Here is a 23,866-nt window from a genome sequence, read left to right as displayed (position 1 = left end):
CAAGGGCTTATGTCAAACGTCATTTCCGATCACAGCGCACGGACATTTTCAAGCCTGCCCGCGGGTTTTAGAAAATGTTTTTTTGATGTCCTTTTTCATATTTCCCCCGAAGAAAGCGAGGAATTTATTCATGCCCCAGCTCGTAGTTAAACCGAACAACCGTCAGCTTGCCTTTGATGAAATTCGCCTCTCCGTCTATGCCGACCGGACTCTGAAAGGATTGGACATGCTCGATAAGGAGCGTCTGCTTCGCGGCGTCAATGCCAAATTGCGCGGTGAGCAAGTTACCGGCGAAGAAATCAGCAGCGCCTTCACGATGTCCGCCCTTGAGCTTGTAACCAAAGAGGAGCCGAATTGGAAGTTTGCAGCTGCGCGTTCGTTTCTGACCTCTTTATATAAAAAAGCGGCTACCAACCGCCGATACAAAGCATACCCGGAAGAACCATACGGTGCCTTCTACCCGCTCATTACGGAGCTTGTACAGAAAGGCATCTATCGCGAGGACCTTCTGACCAGCTACACCAAAGAACAAATCGAAGAACTCGGCGAATGCATCGATCCAAGCCGCGATCTGCTGTTTGACTACATCGGTCTGCTGACGCTGGCTGAGCGTTACCTCGCAAACGACTTTGACGGTCGCGTCATGGAACTTCCGCAAGAACGCTACATGGTCATCGCGATGTTCCTCATGCATAACGAGCCTGCCGACAAGCGTCTTGACCTTGTCAAGGAAGCCTACTGGGCCATGAGCAACCTGTACATGACGGCGGCTACGCCGACCATGTCCAATGCAGGTAAAAAAGTAGCCGGCCAGCTGTCCAGCTGCTTCATCGATACCGTGGACGACTCCCTGGAAGGGATCTTCGACTCCAATACGGATATCGCCCGTCTCAGCAAAATGGGCGGCGGCATCGGCGTATACCTCGGTAAAGTTCGTGCACGCGGCTCCGATATCCGCGGACACAAGAACACCAGCTCCGGCGTTATCCCTTGGATTCGCCAGCTGAACAACACCGCTGTTAGCGTGGACCAATTGGGAACCCGTAAAGGCGCCATCGCGGTGTACTTGGACGTGTTCCACAAAGACATCCTGTCCTTCCTTGATCTGAAGCTGAACAACGGCGACGAGCGCATGAGAGCGCATGACGTGTTCCACGGCGTATGCCTGCCTGACCTGTTCATGGAGGCTGTCGAAGCTCGTGAAGAGTGGAGCCTGTTCTGTCCGCATGAAGTGAAGAAAATCATGGGCTGGAAAGACGAGAACGGCCGTCCGCTAGGTCTGGAAGACTTCTATGACCATACTCAAGGCGAAGGCGAATTCCGCCAAAAATACGCGGAAGCCGTAGCGAACCCGCTGCTGCCGCGCATTACCGTACAAGCCATCGACATTATGAAGCGCATCATGAAGTCCCAGCTTGAAACGGGGACGCCGTACATGTTCTATCGGGACACCGTCAACCGTGCGAACCCGAACTCGGCTCATGGCATGATCTACTCTTCCAACCTGTGCACGGAGATCATGCAGAACCAATCTCCGACGGTCGTTGAGCAAGAGGAGCTGGTTACGAAAGACGGCCAAACCCGGATCGTGATTTCCAAAATCCCTGGCGATTTCGTTGTCTGCAACCTGAACTCCATCCACTTGGCTCGTGCCGTACCGGCCGGTGTGCTGGAGCGTCTCGTTCCGATCCAGGTTCGCATGCTGGATAACGTCATCGACATTAACAATATTGAAGTTCTGCAAGCTCAATACACCAACAGCCAATATCGCGCGGTCGGTCTCGGCACCTTCGGTCTGCACCACTTGCTGGCGCTGGAAGGCATCCGCTGGGAATCCGACGAAGCCGTTGCCTATAATGACAATCTGTACGAACACATCAACTACCTGCTCGTCAAATCCAGCATGGAGCTGGCCAAGGAAAAAGGCCACTATCCGAAATTCAAAGGCTCCGACTGGGAGAGCGGCGAGTACTTCACGTTCCGCGGTTATACCGACGGCGAGCATGAAGGCAAGTTCGTGACCACCGAGCAGTGGCGTGAATTGCAGCAGGAAGTGCAAGCGAACGGCGTCCGTAACGCATGGCTGTTTGCCATCGCGCCGAACGGCTCCACCTCGATCATCGCGGGTTCCACGGCGAGCATCGATCCATTGTACGAACTTCTGTCTTATGAAGAAAAAACCACTTATAAAGTGGCGAACCCTGCTCCGGATCTGTCCGAGAAAACGATCTGGTACTATAAAACGGCTTTCTTGATCGACCAGCATTGGTCCATCAAGATGGCTGCCGCCCGTCAGCGTCACGTTGACCAAGCGCAAAGCTTTAACCTGTACGTCCGCCCTGATATCCGAGCTTCGGAATTCCTGGAGCTGCATCTGCATGCCTGGAAAGCCGGCATCAAATCCACGTACTATGTACGCAGCCGCGCGCTGACGATTGAAGAGTGTGAGTCGTGCGCAAGCTAAGAGTTTAGAGTAACCTTTTTCGAACCCACCCAAACCCTCCCTTCCAAGGGAGGGCCCCAAGGGCTCTGCCCTCTGGACACCCGCAAGGTGGGTTGGATGTGAATGAGGCGCTTCTTAAGTTACTTTAGTGGCTAGGAGCGCTTTCTCCCTGCGGGAACGCTGGAATACGGCGCGGGGACTTCTGAGTTACTTCGTACGATTTGTTGAGTTACTGTCTGCTGGGATCGCTCTCCCTTTGGGAATCGCTTCTCATGCGGCGCGGGACTTCTGAGTTATTTCTTACGATTTGTTGAGTTACTGTCTGCTGGGATCGCTCTCCCCTTGGGAATCGCTTCTCATGCGGCGCGGGGACTTCTGAGTTACTTCGTGCGATTTGTTGAGTTACTGTCTGCTGGGATCGCTCTCCCTTTGGGAATCGCTTCTCATGCGGCGCGGGGACTTCTGAGTTACTTCGTGCGATTTGTTGAGTTACTGTCTGCTGGGATCGCTCTCCCTTTGGGAATCGCTTTTCATGCGGCGCGGGACTTCTGAGTTACTTCGTGCAATTTGTTGAGTTACTGCCTGCTGGGATCGCTCTCCCCTTGGGAATCGCTTCTCATGCGGCGCGGGACTTCTGAGTTACTTCGTACGATTTGTTGAGTTACTATCTGCTGGGATCGCTCTCCCCTTGGGAATCGCTTCTCATGCGGCGCGGGACTTCTGAGTTACTTCGTACGATTTGTTGAGTTACTGTCTGCTGGGATCGCTCTCCCCTTGGGAATCGCTTCTCATGCGGCGCGGGACTTCTGAGTTACTTCGTACGATTTGTTGAGTTACTGTCTGCTGGGATCGCTCTCCCCTTGGGAATCGCTTCTCATGCGGCGCGGGACTTCTGAGTTACTTCGTGCGATTTGTTGAGTTACTGTCTGCTGGGATCGCTCTCCCCTTGGGAATCGCTTCTCATGCGGCGCGACAAGCATCGAGCGGCTGCATGCGGAGTCTCGCATAGCAGGCGGGAATAGCTTTCTAATACAGGACTACAAGGGTAAGGGTATCCAATCGGAAGAGTTTACGTCCGCCTTTGGGAGCCCTTTGCAACCTTTAAAATACATTCAGGCAAGGCGGACAACAGCGGCTGGAGATGGATACCCGTCCCATGAATCCGCTAGTGAGTCCCTTCAACCTTCCGCCCTATTATGAAATACAAGGAGAGAAAATCGGCATGCAAATGCAAAAGATATTTAACACCGAAGCACCCAACCGCTCCACTCGCGTCATTGAAGGTGAATGCTCCGGGATCCTGAACTGGAACGACATTCGGATGCCTCATATGTATAAATTGTATAAGGTTCTGCTGCTGAACCACTGGATCGCGGATGAAATCCCGATGTCCAAGGATGCGCAGCAGTTCCCGCGCCTGGACCCTGAAGAGCAGCGCACCTTCAAAATCAACATCTCCCTGTTGGCTGTGCTCGATTCCATGCAGACGATGTTTGTCGGCGACGTCAAGCGTTACTTCACCGACTCGTCGCTCGAAGCCATCTCGGCCATCATCGGTCAGCAAGAGGTGGTTCACAACCAATCCTATTCCTACGTGCTTTCCTCCATCGTATCGGAGCAGGAGCAGAAGGAAATCTTCGAATACTGGAAGCATGATCCGGTTCTTCTGGAGCGCAACCAGTTCATTTCGAACATTTACCAGAATTTCCGCGACAATCCGTCGCCGCAATCCTTCTTCGAAGCCATGGTCGCCGACCTGATCCTGGAAGGGATTTTCTTCTACAGCACGTTTGCCTTCTTCTACAACCTGGCCCGTGACCAGAAGATGATGGCAACCAGCCAGATGATCTCCTATATTCAGCGTGACGAGAACCAGCACTGCTACTTCTTCGCCGAAGTGTTCAAGCAGCTGCTCAAGGATTTCCCTGAGCTGAACACCAAAGAGAACATCGACTACCTGTACCGCACCATTGACCGTGCCGTTGAGCTCGAAACCAACTGGGCCCACTACACGCTCAGCAATGTGCGCGGCATCGATCTGAACGAGTTGAGCGATTACATCAAGTACATCGCGAACCGTCGCATCACCATGATGGGTCTGGAAAAAGCTTACGAAGGCGTGGACGTCAACTGCATGCCATGGATCAAGCCTTTCTCCGACGAAGCCCTCAACGCAACGAAAACCGACTTCTTCGAAGCCAAATCCCGTAACTACGGCAAAGTTGGCGACGACAACGGCTTTGACGATCTATAAGTTTACGATCTATAAGTTTCCTTCCATATACACAAAACCTCCGAGGTCCCCTAAACAGGGATCCCGGAGGTTTTTTATGCCTTATATAAGACGGCTGCAAACCGTTCCACTACATTAAGCGTTACCCCTCGCTGCCCATACCTCGATCTCCACCTGTAGGGACGGCATCGCCAGCGCCGGCACGTAGGCCATTGTCATGGACGGCGCCTTTCCCCCGTGGAATTTCTCCCATACCCGGTGGAAATGATCCCAGTCGACCTCCTGAACCGCCCAAATGTTGATTTTGACGATATGATCCGCCGACATGGCTTCCGAAGCCAATACCCGCTGAATATTCGCCAAGGTGTTCTCTACTTGCTCCTTCATATCGGCCGGCAGGTTCCCCTCCCTGTCGGTCCCCACCTGGCCGGAGAAAACCAGCAGCTCAGCCCCTCTCGCAACCTTGGTTACATGGGTATACGGACCGATCGGCGGGGCGATGACAGACGGATTGTACCGCTGAATCGGGGACGATGCCTCCTCATCGGCTTCATTCAACATAGCCAGTGTCTGATGGTCCTCCCACTTCCCGTTAATCTTCACGTTTTTCCTGGCGATGCCTTCTTTGTGGAAGCCCGCCTTCAGGAGCACTCGGATCGAGCCCAGGTTGTGCGGCATGACGCCCGCCTCAATCCGGTGAAATTTCAATTCCTGAAAGGCAAACCTCACCACCATTTGAACGGCCTCGGTCATATACCCCTTTCCGTTATGGTCCCGGTCCAGAAAATAACCGATCCAGCAGCTCTGCAAATTCCCCCGTACCACTTCCGTCAGCATGATCTCGCCGATGATCGTTTCGGTATCCCGCAGTCCAATCATATAGAGATACGCCTGATCCGCCTTGCTGGATTCCCGGGCCTTTCGAATCCGTTCGAGTTGTCCCTCAAGGGTATAGAATTCGTCGTCCCTTAAGCCCGTGAACCGTTGGAAAAAATCCCGGTTATCCACCTCGAGCTTCCATAGCGCCTCCGCATCCGATTCCTCAACCGACTTGACATAGATCTGTCTTCCTTGCATGAACATGGTCTTCCTCTCCTTTGCTCGTATCATTAGAAACGCAAAAAAACACCACAGCGCACCTGTGGTGTACATGCCGATCTATGCAACCACAAGCCAGCGACCTGTGGTGTTTTTAATTCCACTGTTCCCTCAGTCAATAGAATGAAGGATCCTTGATCGCCGAATATCCGATTTTGGACAGACTTCTCCCGTCATCGGACCGATCAAAGAAAACAGCGGTGGAGTATCCCATGCCTTTGGACAGCGACGCCAATGATCTTTTTTTCATGTGAATACTCCTCCCTGCCAAGATTTCAACCATCTATGTTCATAACAAGTATCTTGCCTTATGGCTCGTTAATTCCATCGTTTCGATTACCCATAGGATACATGATTCTGCATGAAGGATCAAATCCGCTAAGCACAATCACATGACCGTTCCCTTTGGATTGTCCTTGGACGGTCCTCTGCCCTGCTTCAGATGCTTCAGCTGAGCCACAATAATGACGCTGATGACCACCAGCAGGAACCAAGAGCTGATTTTTCCGATATGCACCAGACTCCATGTCCGTTCCTGTCCCGGATAGGTCCAGGCCCCGAGAAACGTGGAGATATTCTCAGCGATCCAGATAAAAAAACCAATCAGCAGGAACGACAGCACCAACGGCATGCGCAAGGTTTTTCCGTCAACGTCGAAATACACCATGGTTCTGCCAAATACCACGAACAACAATACGGTGAGGAGCCAGCGCGCATCCCATACGTAGTGATGGGTAAAGAAATTGGCGTAGATCGCCGCACTGATCAGCACCGTCAGCACAGGCAGCGGCCAGCCGGTGATCCGCAAATTCATTCGCCGCCAAGCCTGGCAGATATAACTGGCTACGCTCGCATACATGAAGCCGCTGTACAGCGGAACGCCGCCGATTTTGCTCCAGCCCTCCTCCGGGTAAGACCATGAGCCCATATGCACTTTATACAGCTCCAGCATCAATCCGATAACGTGAAAGACGCAGATAACCTTCAGTTCATCCCATGTCTCCAGCTTGCTCACCAGCATCCCGATTTGCGCCAAGACGCAGATGAGAAGAATGAGATCATACCGCGGCAAACCCGGAATCTCAACCACCTTGGTCAGTCCCAACGCGCCGAAGATAATCACCGGAAATAGGCAGGACAAGGCCTGCTGATAACCGAAAACCCACAGCTTCCGTATAAATTCCATAAGCTCCTCCTAGCGCCTGCATTCGTATACTTCACCCTACCACAGACCGCGAAATGAATAAAAGAACAGCTTTGTCATATTTCATCCAGGCCATGGAGCGCAAAAACAAAATAAGAGAGCAGCCCCTGCAGCTGCTCTCTCATCGGTTAACGGCCTATCCGACGATCCTTAAGGTTATACCTGCGACATGCAAGCTCTTAGGTTCAACCTTGTTCAATCGCTAGATTATATTCGGGTTCCCGGCGTCTTGCGCCAGGTCTCAACAGCCTGAAGGAACCCCCTCTTCATACAGGCGGGGCATTCCCGGTTAGAGCGCGACATGGCGAGTCGATTTTTCCTTTTTGACCCGTAACAAAAATGTAAGAGGTATGGCTACCACCGCCACCATCGTACCGATCATGAACACGTCATCAATGCCCATGGTCGTTGCCGTACGCGAAGTCACAGCCCCGGCACCCATGTAATAGGATGTTCTGGTTACCACCAGCGCGCTGAAAATGCCGATGGATAACGAAGCCAGCCCTTGACGCGCCCAGTTCGTAATGGACGATGCATGGCCCGAGTACTCGCTGGACACCGCGCTCATCGCGGCGTTCGTTAACGGCATGTTGCACAAAGCGATGCCGAGGCAGCGAACCAGCTGCAGCGTGGAAATGTACAGAACCGACGTATTCGTGCCGATCCCGCTGAAAGCCAGCGTGGCGGCCACAATGATGAGGACACCCGTGATCACCAGCCGGAACGGACCGATCCGGTCATAAAATTTGCCGATAATCGGCGATGCCGCCGCCATGACGATTGCGCCCGGCAGCATGATCAGTCCGGTATCCATCGGGGACAGCTTCAGCACGGTCTGCAAATAGAGCGGCACCAGCAAGGTTCCCGTATAGAGAGAAATTGTCACGATACAGTTCAAGATTAAGCTGTACCGGAATCGGGGAAATTTGAAGACCTTCAGCTGCAATAGCGGCGACGGAATACGAAGCTCCCACTTAATAAAGAACAGCAACAGCAAAATACCGGCGACGAGCAAGGAGATCGTCTTCCAGGATCCCCAGCCCCAATCGTTGCCATGGCTGAAGGAGAGCAGCAAACAGGAGCTGCCCGCCACCACCGTCAAGAATCCGAGGAGATCGAAGGTCTTCTTCCCGGTCAGTCGATAAAAAGGAATGAATTTGCTTACGATGACGATCGATATCAGGCCGATGGGGACATTCAGAATGAATATCGATTTCCAGCCAAAGTATTGCACCAGCCATCCGCCCAGGGTCGGCCCTATCACCGGTGCCAGCATGGAAGCCAGGCTCCACAGACCCATGGCATAGGCCTGCCGCTCGCGCGGGAATACCTGGTAGATGATCGTCATCGTAATCGGAATGATCATCCCGCCGAAGACGCCTTGCGTGATCCGGAACGCGATTAATGTTTCGATGTTCCAGGCGACGACGCATAATAGCGACGAGAGGGTAAAACCCGTCAATGCCAGTACGAACAGCCTCTTATAGCTTAGCTGATCCCCCATGTAGCCGACGATAGGGGCCACGATACCTGTTGCCAGCAAGTATCCGGCCATCAGCCATTGGGTTGTGCTCAGCGTAGTATGAAACTGCTCCATCACCACCGGAAAAGCGACGTTGATGGTGGTAATGCTCAACACCGCGAGAAAATTGCCGAAAAACACGGCGCTCATAATTAACCAAAATGAAGATTTTTCGTCTGTATTCACAAGAAGCCTCCTAAACAAAGTAACCCCGCCCGGATCTGATAACAGAACTGGAGGCAGGATTACTTCAGTTTCATATCGTTTACTCTGTTGGAAATAGCTTTCGGCCAAGCAATCGCAGCAAAATATACAGGTTATCCGCCTCGTCCTCATCCAGCTGCTTGAAGGATTCCATGACGGCATAGTCCCCCTCGCTGCGCGCGTCGAGCACCAGCTGCCGGCCTTCTGCCGTAAAATTGACATAGTGGCTGCGTCCGTCACTCGGATTCGGCGTTCGAATCACCAATCCCCGTTGTTCCAGTGCATCCACCAAATAAGTGATCGTTGCAGCTTTAAGCTCCATGTGCTCAGCCAACCGGTTGGGAAGCCACGGTCCCTGCTGCTCGATCAAACTTAGGATTTTATACTGATTCATCGTCAAATCATTCTTTCTTAAATGACTCAAGAAAGACACGACCCGATGCCTCGTCATTTTATCCGATAACTCACGATACATGTCCATGAGTCTCTCCACGCTTGCTTCTCTTCCGTTCTCCAGAGTTTTTCACCTCGTTCTTATTTTAGTTCAATGATTCTAACTTGTAAACACCATTTTCATGATTTTCATTCTAATTCATCCCAATTATCGAGGTTTAATGGACTAATTACTTAAATCATTCAAAGTTTATTTCGAGATATTGAACTATTCTAATTCTTAAATTCAGAAGCAGAGAAAATTCTTATTCATGCCTTGGCAGGAAACGGTCAGTACAATAACAGGCCCCCAATGAAAAAAAGAACTCGCAAGATCTAGCGATCCACGAGCCCTTATCTTCCCCGTTTATTCCTCATCGTCCGCAAACAATTCATGCAGCATCGATTCCCGGCGATTCACGAATTCCTTCGTGATCATGTAATGATCCGTTTCCTCCAGGCTCGTTTCTTCCACGCCTTCGGATGTCAGCTTGTAGATGATCGAATCCGGATAAGCCATGACAATCGGCGAATGCGTGGAAATAATAAACTGCGAGTCTTCATGAACCAGGTCATGGATGCGTCTCAGCAGCGCCATTTGGCGAAACGGCGACAAGGCCGCTTCCGGCTCGTCCATGATGTACAGTCCGTTGCCGCCGAAGCGGTGTAGAAACGTCGCAAAGAAGGATTCCCCATGGGATTGATGATGCAGCGACTTTCCTCCATAGGACTGCCAAAGCCCTAGCGAATCGACCTCGGAGGCCACGTTATAATAGCTTTCCGCCCTGAAAAAGAAGCCGTCCCGCGGCTTCCGGACTCCTCGAACCGTACGTACATATTGATACAGCACAGAATGCGTCTCGGCCGTAGAAAAGGAGAAATTGATGGTCCCTCCTTCCGGATTAAATCCGAGGGCCGCAGCAATGGCCTCCAGCAGCGTGGATTTGCCCATTCCGTTCTCGCCCACGATATAAGTGACCTTCGGATGAAAGCGAAGTCCGTCCATAGCCGCTACGGCAGGCAAATTAAAGGGGTATTCGTTAAATGACGGGATGCGATCCCTCATTAACACAACGCTTCGAAGATAGGCAAGCATAGCCGAGTTATCCAACCGCTTTCCCTCCTTGAAATCTACGTTAACCGATCATGACAAGTCTACTATATAACATTCCGGCTTCGGTTCCAATTCAGATCATCGCCCGATGCAGGCTGCACACCCTCATAGAACGCATTCTTGGACATACAACGAATCCGAGCAGCCCGCTGTTTGCTGCGATAGCAGGCAGACCGCTTCCTTGAAGCACTTGAAGATGCCCCGATATTCAAAAAAATGCGCCATCACAGGGCTTGCCGGCACCTGGAATAACGCACTTTTTCATCCGATATTGAATCTGTTGTTACGATATGCTATTCGCTTACGATAAATTGATAGAGCTCCTCGACCTTCTCTTCCGTCAGATCGCCGCTGTTATCAAACACCTTGATGGACGTTTGCGGAATATCCCAGTTCACTTCCGGAACGAAATCAACGCGCTTCTTGAAGTCGTCCCAATGATCCAGCTTCCACTGATCCCGCTCGGTCTGTCTGTCAATGATCCGCTCCTTCTGCAAATCCATGTCCTTGAGCGCAACCACGATGACCTTCACATCAACGTCGTTCTTCGTTAATCCCGCGGATGCGATGACCTCTTCAATCCATTCGCGGTTCTTGAGCTCCGCCGTGAACGGCGAGATCATAAAGACATTTTGCCTCGCACCCAGGTTCTCGATGCAAATATCCTTGGTCGTATCATATTCCAGATCGCGCAGATTCTCTTTATAGAAGGAAGAATCGCGGTCGTTCGGATCCAGTCCGTTGCTCTCCAGGAACTTCTCGACAAACCGTCCCCCCACCGTATCACGGTCGAGAAATGCAGCCGGTATGCGGACTGCAAGCTTCTTCGCTACGGTTGTCTTGCCTGTACCGGCCACGCCGACAAAAAACACTAGCTTTTGCAAATGGTATCCCTCCATATGATCTATATCGCTAGAACACCCCTGCCGTCACTCACGCTATCCCTATGCGCGTTCTGTCCGGTAACGGGTTTCTTCAATTAATTCCTCCATCGCGGAGGCCAAACGCTCCTGAAGCACTTCCGCTACGTCAAACCCGCCATCCTCGGTACGCGCCACCTGGGCATCCACGGCGTACACGCCGCCCAGAATATGCCGGGCCCCGATCGAGGAAAGCACGGGCTTGAGCGAATAATCAATCGCCAGCAAATGCGCGAGACTGCCGCCAATGAACATCGGAAGCACGATTTTGCCAGCCAAGCCTTTTTGCGGAATCAGGTCCAAAAATGTCTTAAGCACGCCGGTAAACGAAGCTTTATAAACCGGACTTGCCACAATCACGGCATCGGCCTCGGCCACAAGCCCGTTGGCTTTGACGATATGCTCGCTCTCAAACTTCGTATGAATCAAATCCTCGGGCGGCAGCCCGGCCACGTCGATCCGGCTCACCTCGAAATTGGCAGCGGTTAGTGCCTGCTCCGCAAAATCCATAACCGCATTCAATCGGGATCCGGCTGTAGGGCTCCCGTTAATAATAACAGCTTTCGCCATAATCATTGCTCACCTCAGCTTATCTTATAATGTCACCATTTCATCCATGTATCAGATCGCTATGTAAGGTCCTCTCGATATAGAGTCAGACCGCCATAGCCTGAATCTCAGAAAAAAAGACTCTACAGGATACGGCAAAGTCTTCCGGTCAGCAGTCGCTCTTGCATCCGACATCAACAAGCATAAATCAGAGCAAACTTGTCAGAATTAGTATCATCGTATCAATGTGTCCGCGCTTTTGTCAATCCGGCAGAATGCGTCAAACCGATGTCTCCATTGCCCGCTCCATTTAACCGATCACGAACAGGGCTCCCCATGCGAATACGGTGTAAGATCGGCACCTAGCCCCTCCCTTGATCAAGACGTCACGCTTCCTTGTTCGGCAAGCAGCGGCGAGTACATCATGAGCGCATGGTTCTCGGTAATCCACTCATCCCGAATCCGTTCGCCTTCCCTGTTGAACACTTTGCGGCCAATGACGTTATGCCTCGCATATCCTCCCCAAACTTCCTGGGTAATGCGATGGTCCCGCTCATATACTTCATAGCGATGCAGCGGAGCGGCGCTGGATCGCCATTCCCCGATCAAATCCTCCTCTGATACATATACCGACAGCTGGTATGTATCGTTCGTCGGATTATAAATCTGAAGGTCCAAATAATTATAGGCGCACGTAGCGCCGCTTCCGAACGGCTGGGTCCGGTTCGCATCCGGAAAGACGTCATAGCTGTGCCGATGCCGTTCTTTCACTTCCAGAGGGGTGTGCAGCGTCATCCAGTATATGAGGTTGGACAGCTGGCACAGCCCTCCGCCCATGCCCGCCTTAAAGCCTCCATAGAACAGGACCATGCCGTCGACATACCCTTTCCTGCGAGTCGGGCGTCCAATGCTCCTCCAATAGGACAGCGTCTCTCCCGGACGAACCAGCAGTCCATCCAGATGGCGCACGGCCAGACGCAAGTTGATCACCTTATTATGCTGATACCACATATCAACATCCTTGAGCTGGCGTTTCAGCGGGGTTTGGTGTGTGAACACCGAATATCGCAGCGGCTCAGGACTTTGCGTGCGGGCGATGCCGCCCCTCTTCTTCATCCATGCCCAATAACGCCGGTATGTAAAATACTGCTTGCCTGCCCACAGGCGGAATTTTGAACGCTTGACGGGTTTCATCCGTGACCGTGCCCCCTTGGCCGTATTGATGAATTTGGAAATATTTTACCACAATAGCCCAAAGGACATCGTAAAAAATCCGTAATCCGCGTGTTTGCGCACGACCTTTCACCTATTCTGTTCGCAATCGGCACCCTGGACTGGGCGAATGCATAGAGATAAAGCATCGACGTTCCATGAATAACATCCCGTATACCAAAGGAGGAATGAAATGAATCCCCAACAGCCCATTCCATACGTAGGCTCCAAAACCGAATGCAAGGAACAGCCCATCGCTTTCCCTCCCCAGCATCAAAACTGCCAGCCGGGCCTTGAAAGCCTGATGTCGCCGCGTCCGATCAGCGAAGATCCCGCCTACCGGGGCAGCGGTAAACTGGATGGCAAAATCGCCATTGTGACCGGGGGGGACAGCGGTATCGGCAAAGCGGCCGCCATTGCCTTCGCCAAAGAAGGTGCCGATCTGGTCATCCCATACTTATATGAGACTTCGGATGCGGAAGTGACGAAGCAGCGGATTGAATCCCTCGGCAGACGATGCCTCTTAATGAAGATCGATCTGCGCTACAAAAAAAACTGCGAAGCCGTGGTTAACGAGACGATCGCCTGCTTCGGCAGAGTGGATGTTCTCGTGAACAACCATGCCGTCCAGTACGTGCAGCGCAGCATTCTGGACATTACGGAAGAACAGCTGCATCACACCTACCAGACGAATATCTTTCCGTTCTTCTTCATGATTCAGGCCGCGCTGCCCCATATGAAAGCCGGAGCGTCGATCATCAACACGGCCTCCATTACGGCCTATGACGGTTTAAAGGAGCTCATCGACTATTCCTCAACCAAAGGCGCCATCGTTTCCCTTACCCGATCCCTGGCCCTTTCGCTGGTCGATCAGGGCATCCGCGTCAACTCCGTCGCGCCAGGCTCGGTCTGGACGCCGCTCATCCCTTCCAGCTTCTCCGCCGATGAGGTTGCCGTATTCGGAACGAATTCGCCGATGAAGCGAGCCGCGCAGCCTTATGAGCTGGCACCCGCTTATGTTTACCTGGCATCGTCCATCACTTCTTCTTTTGTCACGGGCCAGGCCATTCACGTCAACGGAGGGCAGATGGTAACCAGCTAGCATGGATGCCGCTAGCATCCGAGGATTCCACGAATAACGTGCAGAGGATGTGTACAATGAACACCGGAATTCCCAAAAGGTCCGCCCGGATGGACATGGGGTTTTATGCATTAAACAAGCTGGCCAGCGCCGGTATCGTCGTGCTGCTGCTGAGTTTGCTGGATTGGGCGTGGCCGTCCGGGGCGGATCAGGCCTCGGAGTGGCTAGGCCTTTACATGCCGCAAGAACACTGGGTGTACGGTTACGCGCTGACGGCCTCTCTCGCGGCCGATGCCATACTCACGTTCCTGCCTTCGCTGCATAAGGGGAAACAGGCAGCCGTGTATGGAGCGGTCGGTTTTCTGTTCTTCGCCCTATTCACAGGCGGTCAACCGGAGCAGCTCTGGCTCCGTGCCGCTGCCGGAACCCTGACGCTGCTTCTGTTCTTGTGGGGAAAGCATGCATTCTCCAGCAATTCTCTGGCCACCCCGTTCTTTGCCCTGGCCGTTCCCCTGCTGTGCTGGGTGATCTGATTCAAGCGCCTATAGCCTCTCCCCCATGGAAAAAGGGCCCTCTGATGAGGGCCCTTGCTCTTTGCTTCAAAGCGCTTCGATGACGTCCCCGGCGATGACCGAGGCGGGGTGCCCCCGATGCCGCGCGGCCCGCTCGCCGGCACGGCCGTGCAGCCACACGCCAAACGCGGCTGCAGACGGACCGGCATGCCCTTGCGCCAGCAGGCCGGCAATGATGCCGGTCAGCACGTCTCCGGTGCCTCCGGTCGCCATGCCGGAGGTGCCGGTTGTATTGATGTAGGTTTGTCCGTCCGGAGAAGCCACGACGGTATGCGCCCCCTTGAGCACGAGGGTAACCCCGTGCCCGGTCGCGAACCCTGCGGCGGCACCGATCCGGTCCCGCTGCAGCTCGGCGGTGGGGATGCCCAGCAGCCGGGACATCTCCCCGGGATGCGGGGTCAGCACTGTGGCCGCGGCACGCGGCTTCCAGGCGCCGAAATTACCAGCCGCAGACAGCATATTCAGCGCGTCGGCATCCACCACCAGCGGCCCTTCCCATTCTTCCCACAGCCGGCGGAGCCACCTGGCGTCTCCTTCAAAGCGGCCGAGCCCCGGACCTACGGCCAGCACATCGCGGGACTTGGCGAGGGCCAGGACCTGCTCCGCGGAGGCCTCATTCCAGCAGCCGCCGCTCTCCTCCTCTGTCGCAGGGGCGAGCATCACCTCGGGCGAGGCTCCGGTCAGCGGCAGCACCAGGCTGGCAGGGAGCGCCCAGGTCACCAGGCCGCAGCCCGCGCGGAGCGCCGCCCGGGAAGCGAGCAGGCCTGCGCCGCTCATCGTGCGGCTGCCCCCTACGGTCAGCACGTGGCCGTAGGTGCCCTTATGCCCGTCCGGCGCGCGGCGGCGCGACACGTCGGCGCCCAGCTCCGTCCGCAGGACATGCGGGGTAAGCAGATGCGTGCTGACGCCCAGCTCCCGGCACAGCGATGCCGGGATGCCGATGGAGCGGACCACCACCCGGCCCGCCGCCCCGGCGCCGGGGTACTGCACCAAGCCTCGCTTCAGGAAGGCGAGGCATACCGTCACCGCGGCCGAAATGCACGGCTCGTGCCGCCCGCCGGTATCGGCGTCCAGTCCGCTCGGAATATCGGCGGACACAATCGGCAGGCCGCTGTCGTTCGCGGCCTGGATCAGCGCGGCGTAAGCGCCGCGGGGCGCGCCCGTCGCGCCCGTCCCGAGCAGCGCGTCCACGATGCCGGTGTACGCGCCGTAGTCCACGGCGGCACGGCCGTGGACCAGTGCCGGGATGCCGAGCGCTGCCGCGGCATCCCGCTGCACCGCCGCCTCGCCGGCAAGCGCGGACGGCTCGGCGGCGTAGAGCAGCGTGACGCTTATGCCGGCGTCACGCAAATGCCGTGCGGCGACCACGCCGTCGCCGCCGTTATTGCCCTTGCCCACCAGAATGAGCCAGTGCTCCTGCTCCGCCAGCGCGGTGGGCAATCGCGCGTCCCCGTCGACAATCGGCGAAGGGCGGCTCATCTCGATAACCCGGTCATTTCCGGTGGAAGGGCCCTCTGCCCCTGACGAATAACCCGATAAGGAAGTCCGCCGGTCACACCTCTCATCCTCCGGCAAGTAGGCTTGATCGCTTCCGTATGTCCGAGCCACCGCCGTGGACGGTAACTGGCTTCCGCCATGGCGCTCAAGGCATAATTTCAGGACTTCCTCGGCAATCGCTTTACCCGCGTTTTCCATAAGCGCGATGGCCGGAATGCCGATTCGGCGAATCGTGTAGTTATCGAGTGCCCTCATCTGTTCGGACGTCACAACATACATCCAAGCTCTCCCCTTTGCTTCGATATATCCTACCCAAACGCTCTGACGACTTCGCTTGATGCCTGTCGATTAATAAGCAACGGTAAATCGGGACTGAATGAACTGCGGATCGTCCAGCTCATCAATCACGGCTACCGCGAAATCTTCAACCGAGATCCGGCTGCTTCCGCTCTCGTCCGTCACCAGGCGGTCCATGCCGATCCGGAATTGTCCGGTACGTTTCCCCGGCTCGATGATGGCCGCCGGACTGATATACGTCCATTCCAGATCGCTTTCCTTATAAAGATCGTAAGCATCCGCATGCGCACGGGCAAGCGGTCTGATCTCTTCCGGAAATTCCGGGGTTTCCATAAGCGGTACGCCGCTGTCGGCGATCAGGCTGCCTGCGCCGCCAACGATCAACAGGCGGGTTACGCCGCCGCGTCTCGTTCCCTCCACAATGGTCCGTGCGGCTGCTACAAGCTCCTCTTCTTGGCCGAACTTCGGACCGAAAGCGCTGATCACGGCATCATGTCCTTGAACAGCCTCTTCCAATGACGAAGGATCCATCACATCCGCTTTGACTTTCTGTAATCGCTCATGCTCCAATTCAAGACGATCCGGATTACGCAGCACCGCCGTTACCTCGCGTCCCCGGCGCAGCGCTTCTTCCGTAATGCGTTTTCCGATCGTCCCGCTTGCTCCAATCAATGCTACCTTCATGTTCATCGCTCCTTCGTTTAAAAATTATACTACATCACCCAGGCTGGTGAATGGTTCTCTTATATCTTAAGTAGTAGTATGAACACCCGGTGCCGCGTATAGCCGTACTTGGTCGATCGCACCTCCTATTTACTTATCCCCTTGCGGACCTCTTCAAACTCCACTTATTCATTTTTCCTCAAAACATTAGATCTTTAGACCTATGAAACAAGATATTGTTTTCACCGATAGAATACATAAGTGCACATTTATGAAAATATATATTTGGCGTAATGACTTCTAACGCAATACTAATGGTATACGCTTGTCGAAGATTGTCCTAATGCTTATGTTTAAATCGTAATGAAAAGGAGAACATCCATCCTATGAAAAAACAATATGTCCGCTTGCTGGCTCTCTGTCTCGCTGGCGGCCTGCTGCTGCTAAGCAGTTTGTCCCTTCATCCTGATGCCGCGGAAGCGAAACCCAGCCAGAAGGCAACCTGGTTCTGGGATACCCCGCAAATCAAAGACTCCGCCGATGACATTCTGAGCTTTGCCGGCAGCCAGGGAGTGAACGTGCTCTACCTGCAGATGAACCGCGACGTCCGTCCCGAGTATTACCGCAGCTTTATCCGCCAGGCAGGAGTGCAAGGGATCGAGGTTCACGTCCTCGGCGGGGCGCCGAACTGGGCGCTGGAATCGGAACGTCACCGGCTGGAGACGTTTATTCAATGGACCGCCGAATATCAAGCGTCCGCTGCCCCGAATGAGCGCTTCACCGGCATCCATGTCGATATCGAGCCGCATGTGCTGGCCGAATGGAAAACGAACCAGTCCTCGGTCGTTAAGCAGTGGCAAGCGAGCGTCCGTTATCTGGTCGATGAAGCGCACAAGCTGAATCTGCCGATCGGCTCCGACATGACCTTCTGGCTGCATACCTACCAGCTGCCGGATCAGTCGATGTCGATCAGCCGCTGGATGATCAAGCAGTTCGACCAGATCGTCATTATGGCCTATCGCGATCAAGCGGATAACATATACAACCTCGCCGCAACCGAGCTAAAGGAAGCCGACGAACTCGGCAAGGAGGCCCTGATTGCCGTGGAGACCAAGTCCAGCAATGAGGGAGCTTACATTACCTTTTTCGAGGAAGGCACGTCCTATATGGAGGAACAGCTGAGCAAGGTATGCACCAAGGCGGAAAAGCACCCTTCCTTCTCCGGGTTCGCCATTCACGACTACAGGTACTGGAAGGAACTTCATGACTCCGATCGATAACGTTGCGATCCTTACATTATGGCATTAAAAAAAGATGGCGTTTCAAGAGGGTGTTTCCTCTGGCGCCATCTTTTATGTTTAGATGAAGGAACTTATCCTATCCTTTGGGTAAAAGGCCTGATCGCCTTCAAACCGTCAACATGAGAAGCAGTACATAACCGACCGTTATTTTCGCGCGTTGAAGCGGCGCTTTTTTTACCTGCATTTCCATCACCCCGGCCCCTCCCTCTCTTCGATGTCTTATTCATATACTATATGCGGCTCGGCCCCTTTTGTTACCTCGAGGAAACATTGTTTACCAAGAGAAAAACCGATCCGTCATGTGAACAGTGGCATACGATCAAGCTTCCTGCACTGGAAGCGAACCCGGGGAGCATGCGGCTCATTTACGATCAGCATAGTGCTCTATGACGTCCTGCAAATATTGTTCTGCTTCCATTACAAGCTGACGCTCTCCAGCGTTCCATTGATCCCGATTGTTATCGACCGCTAAAAAGGCAGCATGAATCCGTTCGTCGCCATGGGTCACGCGTTGAACCATCTGTTGCCATTCTTGGGCTAGGGCCCTGGCTAAACGGGACTCGATGGGGACGTTTGAGGCCTTATAAGCTGCAGCTTGCAGCGATATTTTTCTGAACGTATTGTAAAAATCCATGGCCGCCTGCTCAGAGTCAAATACTTTTTGAAATAGCCGGGCGTCTTCCTCCGAAAATTCGTATTCTTTCCAAGCCGACATATCGACCTCATTCAACGAACGCATAAGATGGGCTAACAGCTCCCAGGGTACGTTGTACCCTTCTTTCATCATTTCCTTTGCCACATGCAATCCGTCAAGCTTGGCTTGGATGCTCTCTTTCTGTGAATAAAGGACCGATGCCTGGTAATCTAGAATATTCTCGATATCCTGCTCCTCCGTGCCCACGATCAATTGCTCTTTGATCTTGCTTAAAGAGAAACCGATGGCTCTATAGAACATAATCTGTTCAAGTACATACAGCTGTTTATCATAATATACTCTATGCCCCAGCTCATCTCGCTCCGCTTTAAGAATCCCTTCATTATCGTAGTACTGAATGGTTCGCGGAGTTATTCCCGACAATTGGCTGATTTCTTTTACGGAATATTTTTTTCCCATGAACCCATCCCTTCCTGTCCCTTACTCGATTTTCGCTAAAAAAGCTTCTATCGTTTCCAGTAACTCTTCAGGGTATTCCCCGTTAATCGCATGCGAGGCATCTTCAAATAAGACCATCTCGCTATTAGGGTCTTTCAAGGCATCCATCCCCGTTTGATACGACTTTTCAGCATGGTGCATCGTCGATTGTCCAGCTAAAATACCGAGCACCGGTATCGTTAGCTCAGCTAATTGTTCCGGCTGGATGGCTTCCGGCATGGGCAGCTTGCTCTTGAATGTCCGCATCCCGGTTTCGATTAATTTGGCGGTCGGATCGCTGTCATCGACTTCAGCCCCGCCGGATATATAGCTGAGCATTTTCTCCCGGATCGGTTTGGGCACCATGGGCACCGTCGCCGGAATGGAGGCCAGTATCATTTTTAATGGAATGGGGCCAAACACATAGACAGGGTCCAGCAATATGAGCGAGTGAATCTTCTCCGGATGCTTGAGCGCCAGATTCGCCGCACTCCACCCGCCGAACGACAGCCCTAATAGGTGGATCTCTGATTCCGGCAGCTGATCCAATACTTGCCCTAACCATGCTGCTTGGTCCGCAGCGGTTTTAATCCGTCTGGTTTCCGTGCTTAAACCCGGTTCTCCTATCAAATCAACGGTGTATACAGGCCGGTGTTCTAAAAAGCCGTTAAGATTGGCCTCCCACATGGGTGTAGCAGATCCCTTTCCGGGAAGCAGCAACAAAGGCGTTTTGTGCGGTGTATCGCTCCCCTGGAACTTGTAAAGCTGAACCACGCCAAAATCGGTATGAACCTTGATCGACTCAACCGGTTCTGGCAAGTGACTCATCGCCTCCTCATAAGCCGCCGCATATTCCTTCTGCCCATCCTCTGTAACAAAACCGCTTAACGACCCGTCATCTCTGAATAGAAAGCCTACTACCGTCAGTATAGCTAGTATCGCAATGAGAATGCTACCCAAGATAATCCATCCTTTTCTTCGTTTCACTTCAATCCCCTCCTAAGGCGACTATAAGCTATGACGTAACGTTATACGCAACCCCCATGCGCTCTATAGCTGCCTGTTACCGAATCGGCTTGAAATCCCTTCCTTCTTGTGCAATAGTGAAAGGTAGAATATTGAAGGAGGGATCCGCTTGTCCCTTACGGAATGGATGGTTGATATCTTTGGCTCGCTGGACGGGCTCGTGGCCGCGCTTCTTGCCACTGCGGTATTTGCGGGCCTGTACATATACAGTGCGTCCCGGCTGCTCGGTGCACGAAAGGATTCGCTCGCCCGCATTCGTCAGACCTTGACGGTCTATGCCAGGCTGGCAGGGCTTCTTGGCACGCTTATCCATCGACCGACCCGGACGGCCGTCCCCGAGGATCTGCTGATCCGGCTTCTGCAGGAATGCAAATCCGCTGACCTGTTGACGCGTGAGCTCCACGAACAAATGGATATCTTTCTAAGCGATCGCGATGAATCCCGATTGACGACGCTTCACAAGCTGCTGGACCGCGAGATCAACAGACTCATGAAGGAGCGCGACGAGCTGGTTGGACGGCTGGAGAAGCCCGGCTGGGGGATGGGCTTGTGGCTGCTCCTAAAACCTGCCGTACCTGCCCTTTCACTGGGTGCCGCACTCCTATGGACGGCGGTCCTTGCGGAGGAACTCAGGCAAACCTCGGCCTGGGCAAGCCCCGAGGTTTGGTGTTTATGGCTCTCCAATATCATTGCCACGATCTCTTTCTACCGTTTATTGATGGATTCGAGAAGAAAAACGCATGGCATGATTTATACCGTGCTGCATCTGCTGATTGTGGCTTCGGCCTTATTTAATCTGATCGGCGGCGAAGCCTCGCCTTACGTTCTGGCTACCCAATGCTTGCTCTATCTGGCGGGTTTCCGGGTAACGGCCACCCGTAAGCGGCGTGAGCGGCCCTACGCCGGCCATCCGGAGCTGATGGAGCAGTTCCTTCATCCTGCTGGGGATCACGATCCTCTAAGCGAAACAACAGGCGCGGGCGAGCAGGAGATCGGCAGCAGCCCGCTCCGGTCGCGATAAGATGCCTGATACATGAATACGATTGACAAACAGCCCGGCCGATTCAACGGCCGGGCTGTTGTATTATTTGTATTACCCTATCTCTAATAGAAAAGAACTTCCGCATGATTACCGAAGCGCGTTCCCTAGTCTACTTGGTCAACACCCCTGATGTCTTTCCCATGTCGACTGGACAGGCTGCACTTCACGTTATCTGGCGGAAGTTCTTTTTACGGTACTTGATCGCTTTTGCTTGGTCATCTTGTATTCGTTCTTCGCTGCTGGCCGGATGCCCGGGACGATCCTGACGTCTTGACCGCTCCGGAGGCCGTATTCTCGAAACGCTTGCGCTCCGTTCGTTCCATCTGAACGATTTGACCCTCATGCACTACGATTTGCAGCGAACCGAATTCCATGTCGTTCAGCAGGCTTGCTATGCGCTCGAGCCACATTTCATCCACTTTTAATGGTTTAGCCATGGATACGCCTCCTCACCGGGCAAAGCCCTCATTTATTGACTCATCTTCATCAGCCGAAGACACATATACAATGTAAACGATCATTATTCATTCTTTTCCAACCTATATAGTATGAATTAACCTTAGCATGGGTTGGAAACGACTGTCAATGGGCATTTTTTCGCGTTAACCAATTTTTAAGCAGCAGCGTAATCACGGCTAACAACAGCAATAAGGAGGCCACCGCGAACGATGCCGAAAACTGATACTCATTGTACAAAATCTCGACATGAAGGGGAAGCGTATTGGTCTCTCCGCGGATATGGCCGGATACGACGGACACGGCCCCAAACTCGCCCATGGCCCTGGCATTGCACAGAATGATGCCGTACAGCAGTCCCCATTTGATATTGGGCAGGGTGACCCGCCAGAAGATTTGCCAGCCCTTGGCGCCGAGCGTTACAGCCGCCTCCTCTTCCTTCGTCCCTTGGTCCTCCATCAGCGGAATCAGCTCCTTGGCCACAAAAGGAAACGTGACGAATAACGTAGCCAGAACGATGCCGGGCACGGCAAATATGATCTTGATATCATGGCTTTCGAGCCAAGGGCCAAACCAACCCTGACGGCCGAAAATAAGCACGAAGATGAGGCCTCCGATAACCGGCGATACCGCGAACGGTAAATCCAGCAGCGTAATCAGCAGATTTTTGCCTTTAAAGCGGAACTTCGTTATGGTCCAAGCCGCGATGACGCCGAATATCGAATTCAGCGGTACCGCAATCGCCGCCACCAGTAAGGTCAACCGCAGCGCGGACAAGGCATCGGGATCGGACAAGGCTGCGATATAAACCTCCCATCCCTTCTTAAGCGCTTCGGACAGCACCGTAACGAGCGGCAGCACAATAAGCCACAGAAGCACAAGGCCAGCCAAACTAATGAAGGTCCATTTCACCCAGGTTTTCTCCGTTGCAGCCGGAGAGGGCGATGTGCCTCGTTTCCCTGCCGGAACGGCAGCGGGTACGGTTCCAGCCATATAGATTCCCCTCCCTAGCGCGCGGTTTTCCGCGTCCAGTGTTGTAATAGATTGATGCCGAGCAGCAGCGCGAAAGAGATGAGCAGCAGAATCAAGGCAACCGCCGTAGCGCCGGCATAATCAAACTGCTCCAGCTTCGTCATGATCAACAGCGGCGCAATCTCCGTCTTCATCGGCATATTTCCCGATATGAAGACAACGGAGCCGTATTCTCCGATCCCCCGGGCAAAAGCGAGCGCAAACCCGGTCAGCAGCGGCGGAATCAGAGTCGGCAGAATGATGGTGCAAAACGTGCGCCACCGGCCAGCTCCTAGCGTGGCTGCCGCCTCTTCCGTGTCCCGCTCCGCGTCCTCCAGCACCGGCTGTACCGTCCGCACGACGAACGGTATGCCGATGAACATCAGGGCCAGCGTGATGCCCAAGGAAGAGAACGCCGCCTTGATGCCGAGCGGCTCCAGCAGTGATCCGATCCAGCCATTCGCGGAATAGATCGCGGTTAATGCCACCCCCGCCACGGCCGTTGGCAGGGCGAAGGGCAGGTCGATCAGGGCATCCCACCATTTTTTGCCCGGAAAATCATACCGCACCAGCACCCAGGCCAACAGCAGCCCCAGTATCGTATCCGCCAATGCGGCCAGCGCCGCCGTCGTCAGACTGACCCGGTAGGATGCCAGCACCCTCGGATCGGTTGCAACCGACCAGAACTTCTCCCAGGTCAATCCGGTTTGGTTAAGAAGCAGTGCCGACAGCGGCACGAGCACAACCAAACTCATATAAAGGACAGTCAGCCCCATGCCGACCCCAAAACCCGGGAGCACCCTGCGATGATTTCTGCCTTGCTTCCGTACGGGGAGTACAGTCATATCCACTCATCC

The 23,866-nt window shown here is 53.7% G+C and carries 22 protein-coding genes; 6 read left to right on the top strand and 16 right to left on the bottom strand.

From position 1 onward, the window contains the following. The first annotated feature begins 130 nt into the window (after positions 1-130). Positions 131-2,464, top strand: a complete 2,334-nt coding sequence (locus M1D70_RS03360; protein ID WP_012818853.1) for a ribonucleoside-diphosphate reductase subunit alpha — start codon at positions 131-133, stop codon at positions 2,462-2,464. A gap of 1,201 nt (positions 2,465-3,665) precedes the next feature. After that, positions 3,666-4,697 (top strand): ribonucleotide-diphosphate reductase subunit beta, encoded by a 1,032-nt coding sequence (locus M1D70_RS03355; RefSeq protein WP_036670897.1) that lies wholly within the window; start codon positions 3,666-3,668, stop codon positions 4,695-4,697. A gap of 114 nt (positions 4,698-4,811) precedes the next feature. Here the strand turns inward: M1D70_RS03355 and M1D70_RS03350 are convergent, their stop codons facing one another. From M1D70_RS03350 to M1D70_RS03310, 9 genes are all read right to left on the bottom strand, one after another. Continuing rightward, positions 4,812-5,759: a GNAT family N-acetyltransferase gene (locus tag M1D70_RS03350; RefSeq protein WP_456289127.1), complete on the bottom strand. Its 948-nt coding sequence runs from the start codon at positions 5,757-5,759 to the stop codon at positions 4,812-4,814. A 130-nt stretch (positions 5,760-5,889) separates the two neighbouring features. Beyond that, entirely contained in the window at positions 5,890-6,024 is a 135-nt protein-coding gene (locus M1D70_RS03345; protein ID WP_009589291.1) for a hypothetical protein, read from the bottom strand. 138 nt (positions 6,025-6,162) lie between these two features. Further along, the gene (locus M1D70_RS03340; RefSeq protein ID WP_009589285.1) at positions 6,163-6,960 is read right to left on the bottom strand and encodes a DUF817 domain-containing protein; all 798 of its coding nucleotides are present in this window, start codon (positions 6,958-6,960) and stop codon (positions 6,163-6,165) included. 307 nt (positions 6,961-7,267) lie between these two features. After that, positions 7,268-8,686: an MDR family MFS transporter gene (locus tag M1D70_RS03335; RefSeq protein WP_009589286.1), complete on the bottom strand. Its 1,419-nt coding sequence runs from the start codon at positions 8,684-8,686 to the stop codon at positions 7,268-7,270. Between the two features lie 79 nt (positions 8,687-8,765). Next, complete coding sequence (locus tag M1D70_RS03330) at positions 8,766-9,137, bottom strand: MarR family winged helix-turn-helix transcriptional regulator (protein WP_456290381.1); 372 nt, start codon at positions 9,135-9,137, stop codon at positions 8,766-8,768. A gap of 366 nt (positions 9,138-9,503) precedes the next feature. Next, positions 9,504-10,247: an AAA family ATPase gene (locus tag M1D70_RS03325; protein WP_456289126.1), complete on the bottom strand. Its 744-nt coding sequence runs from the start codon at positions 10,245-10,247 to the stop codon at positions 9,504-9,506. Between the two features lie 296 nt (positions 10,248-10,543). After that, positions 10,544-11,134, bottom strand: a complete 591-nt coding sequence (locus M1D70_RS03320) for an AAA family ATPase (RefSeq protein ID WP_009589294.1) — start codon at positions 11,132-11,134, stop codon at positions 10,544-10,546. 60 nt (positions 11,135-11,194) lie between these two features. Then, positions 11,195-11,740, bottom strand: coding sequence for an NADPH-dependent FMN reductase (ssuE, locus tag M1D70_RS03315; protein ID WP_009589288.1), 546 nt, complete (start codon positions 11,738-11,740; stop codon positions 11,195-11,197). Positions 11,741-12,097: 357 nt separating this feature from the next. Continuing rightward, positions 12,098-12,913 carry a VanW family protein gene (locus M1D70_RS03310; protein WP_009589287.1) on the bottom strand — a complete coding sequence of 272 codons (816 nt, stop codon included), beginning with the start codon at positions 12,911-12,913 and terminating at the stop codon, positions 12,098-12,100. A gap of 211 nt (positions 12,914-13,124) precedes the next feature. Between M1D70_RS03310 and M1D70_RS03305 the strand changes: the two genes are divergently transcribed. Then, positions 13,125-14,033 carry an SDR family oxidoreductase gene (locus tag M1D70_RS03305; RefSeq protein ID WP_012818842.1) on the top strand — a complete coding sequence of 303 codons (909 nt, stop codon included), beginning with the start codon at positions 13,125-13,127 and terminating at the stop codon, positions 14,031-14,033. An 89-nt stretch (positions 14,034-14,122) separates the two neighbouring features. Beyond that, the gene (locus tag M1D70_RS03300) at positions 14,123-14,545 is read left to right on the top strand and encodes a hypothetical protein (RefSeq protein WP_456289125.1); all 423 of its coding nucleotides are present in this window, start codon (positions 14,123-14,125) and stop codon (positions 14,543-14,545) included. 66 nt (positions 14,546-14,611) lie between these two features. Here M1D70_RS03300 and M1D70_RS03295 read toward each other — a convergent pair whose 3' ends face one another. Both M1D70_RS03295 and M1D70_RS03290 read right to left on the bottom strand, forming a co-directional pair. Next, positions 14,612-16,360, bottom strand: a complete 1,749-nt coding sequence (locus M1D70_RS03295; protein ID WP_456289124.1) for an NAD(P)H-hydrate dehydratase — start codon at positions 16,358-16,360, stop codon at positions 14,612-14,614. Positions 16,361-16,429: 69 nt separating this feature from the next. After that, complete coding sequence (locus M1D70_RS03290) at positions 16,430-17,062, bottom strand: NAD(P)-dependent oxidoreductase (RefSeq protein WP_456289123.1); 633 nt, start codon at positions 17,060-17,062, stop codon at positions 16,430-16,432. 365 nt (positions 17,063-17,427) lie between these two features. Here M1D70_RS03290 and M1D70_RS03285 point away from each other — a divergent pair, with 365 nt between their 5' ends. Next, positions 17,428-18,321: a hypothetical protein gene (locus M1D70_RS03285; protein WP_433938282.1), complete on the top strand. Its 894-nt coding sequence runs from the start codon at positions 17,428-17,430 to the stop codon at positions 18,319-18,321. Between the two features lie 382 nt (positions 18,322-18,703). Here the strand turns inward: M1D70_RS03285 and M1D70_RS03280 are convergent, their stop codons facing one another. Next, positions 18,704-19,456 carry a MerR family transcriptional regulator gene (locus M1D70_RS03280; protein WP_456289122.1) on the bottom strand — a complete coding sequence of 251 codons (753 nt, stop codon included), beginning with the start codon at positions 19,454-19,456 and terminating at the stop codon, positions 18,704-18,706. A 21-nt stretch (positions 19,457-19,477) separates the two neighbouring features. Next, positions 19,478-20,461 (bottom strand): alpha/beta fold hydrolase, encoded by a 984-nt coding sequence (locus M1D70_RS03275; protein WP_456289121.1) that lies wholly within the window; start codon positions 20,459-20,461, stop codon positions 19,478-19,480. A 148-nt stretch (positions 20,462-20,609) separates the two neighbouring features. Here M1D70_RS03275 and M1D70_RS03270 point away from each other — a divergent pair, with 148 nt between their 5' ends. Further along, positions 20,610-21,521, top strand: a complete 912-nt coding sequence (locus tag M1D70_RS03270) for a hypothetical protein (RefSeq protein ID WP_009595951.1) — start codon at positions 20,610-20,612, stop codon at positions 21,519-21,521. A gap of 236 nt (positions 21,522-21,757) precedes the next feature. On the opposite strand, the gene M1D70_RS03265 is transcribed toward M1D70_RS03270, so the two are convergent. The 3 genes from M1D70_RS03265 to cysT form a co-directional block, all read right to left on the bottom strand. Beyond that, positions 21,758-21,979: a YezD family protein gene (locus M1D70_RS03265; RefSeq protein ID WP_009595967.1), complete on the bottom strand. Its 222-nt coding sequence runs from the start codon at positions 21,977-21,979 to the stop codon at positions 21,758-21,760. Positions 21,980-22,124: 145 nt separating this feature from the next. After that, a complete protein-coding gene (cysW, locus tag M1D70_RS03260; RefSeq protein ID WP_456289120.1) occupies positions 22,125-22,991 on the bottom strand; it encodes a sulfate ABC transporter permease subunit CysW in 867 nt (288 codons plus the stop codon). A 14-nt stretch (positions 22,992-23,005) separates the two neighbouring features. After that, a complete protein-coding gene (cysT, locus tag M1D70_RS03255) occupies positions 23,006-23,854 on the bottom strand; it encodes a sulfate ABC transporter permease subunit CysT (RefSeq protein WP_009595943.1) in 849 nt (282 codons plus the stop codon). Between the last annotated feature and the right edge of the window lie 12 nt (positions 23,855-23,866).

This window comes from Paenibacillus sp. AK002, from assembly GCF_053903045.1.
The sequence above is the reverse complement of the archived record's forward strand: the minus strand, read 5'-3'. Positions and strand labels throughout refer to the sequence as shown.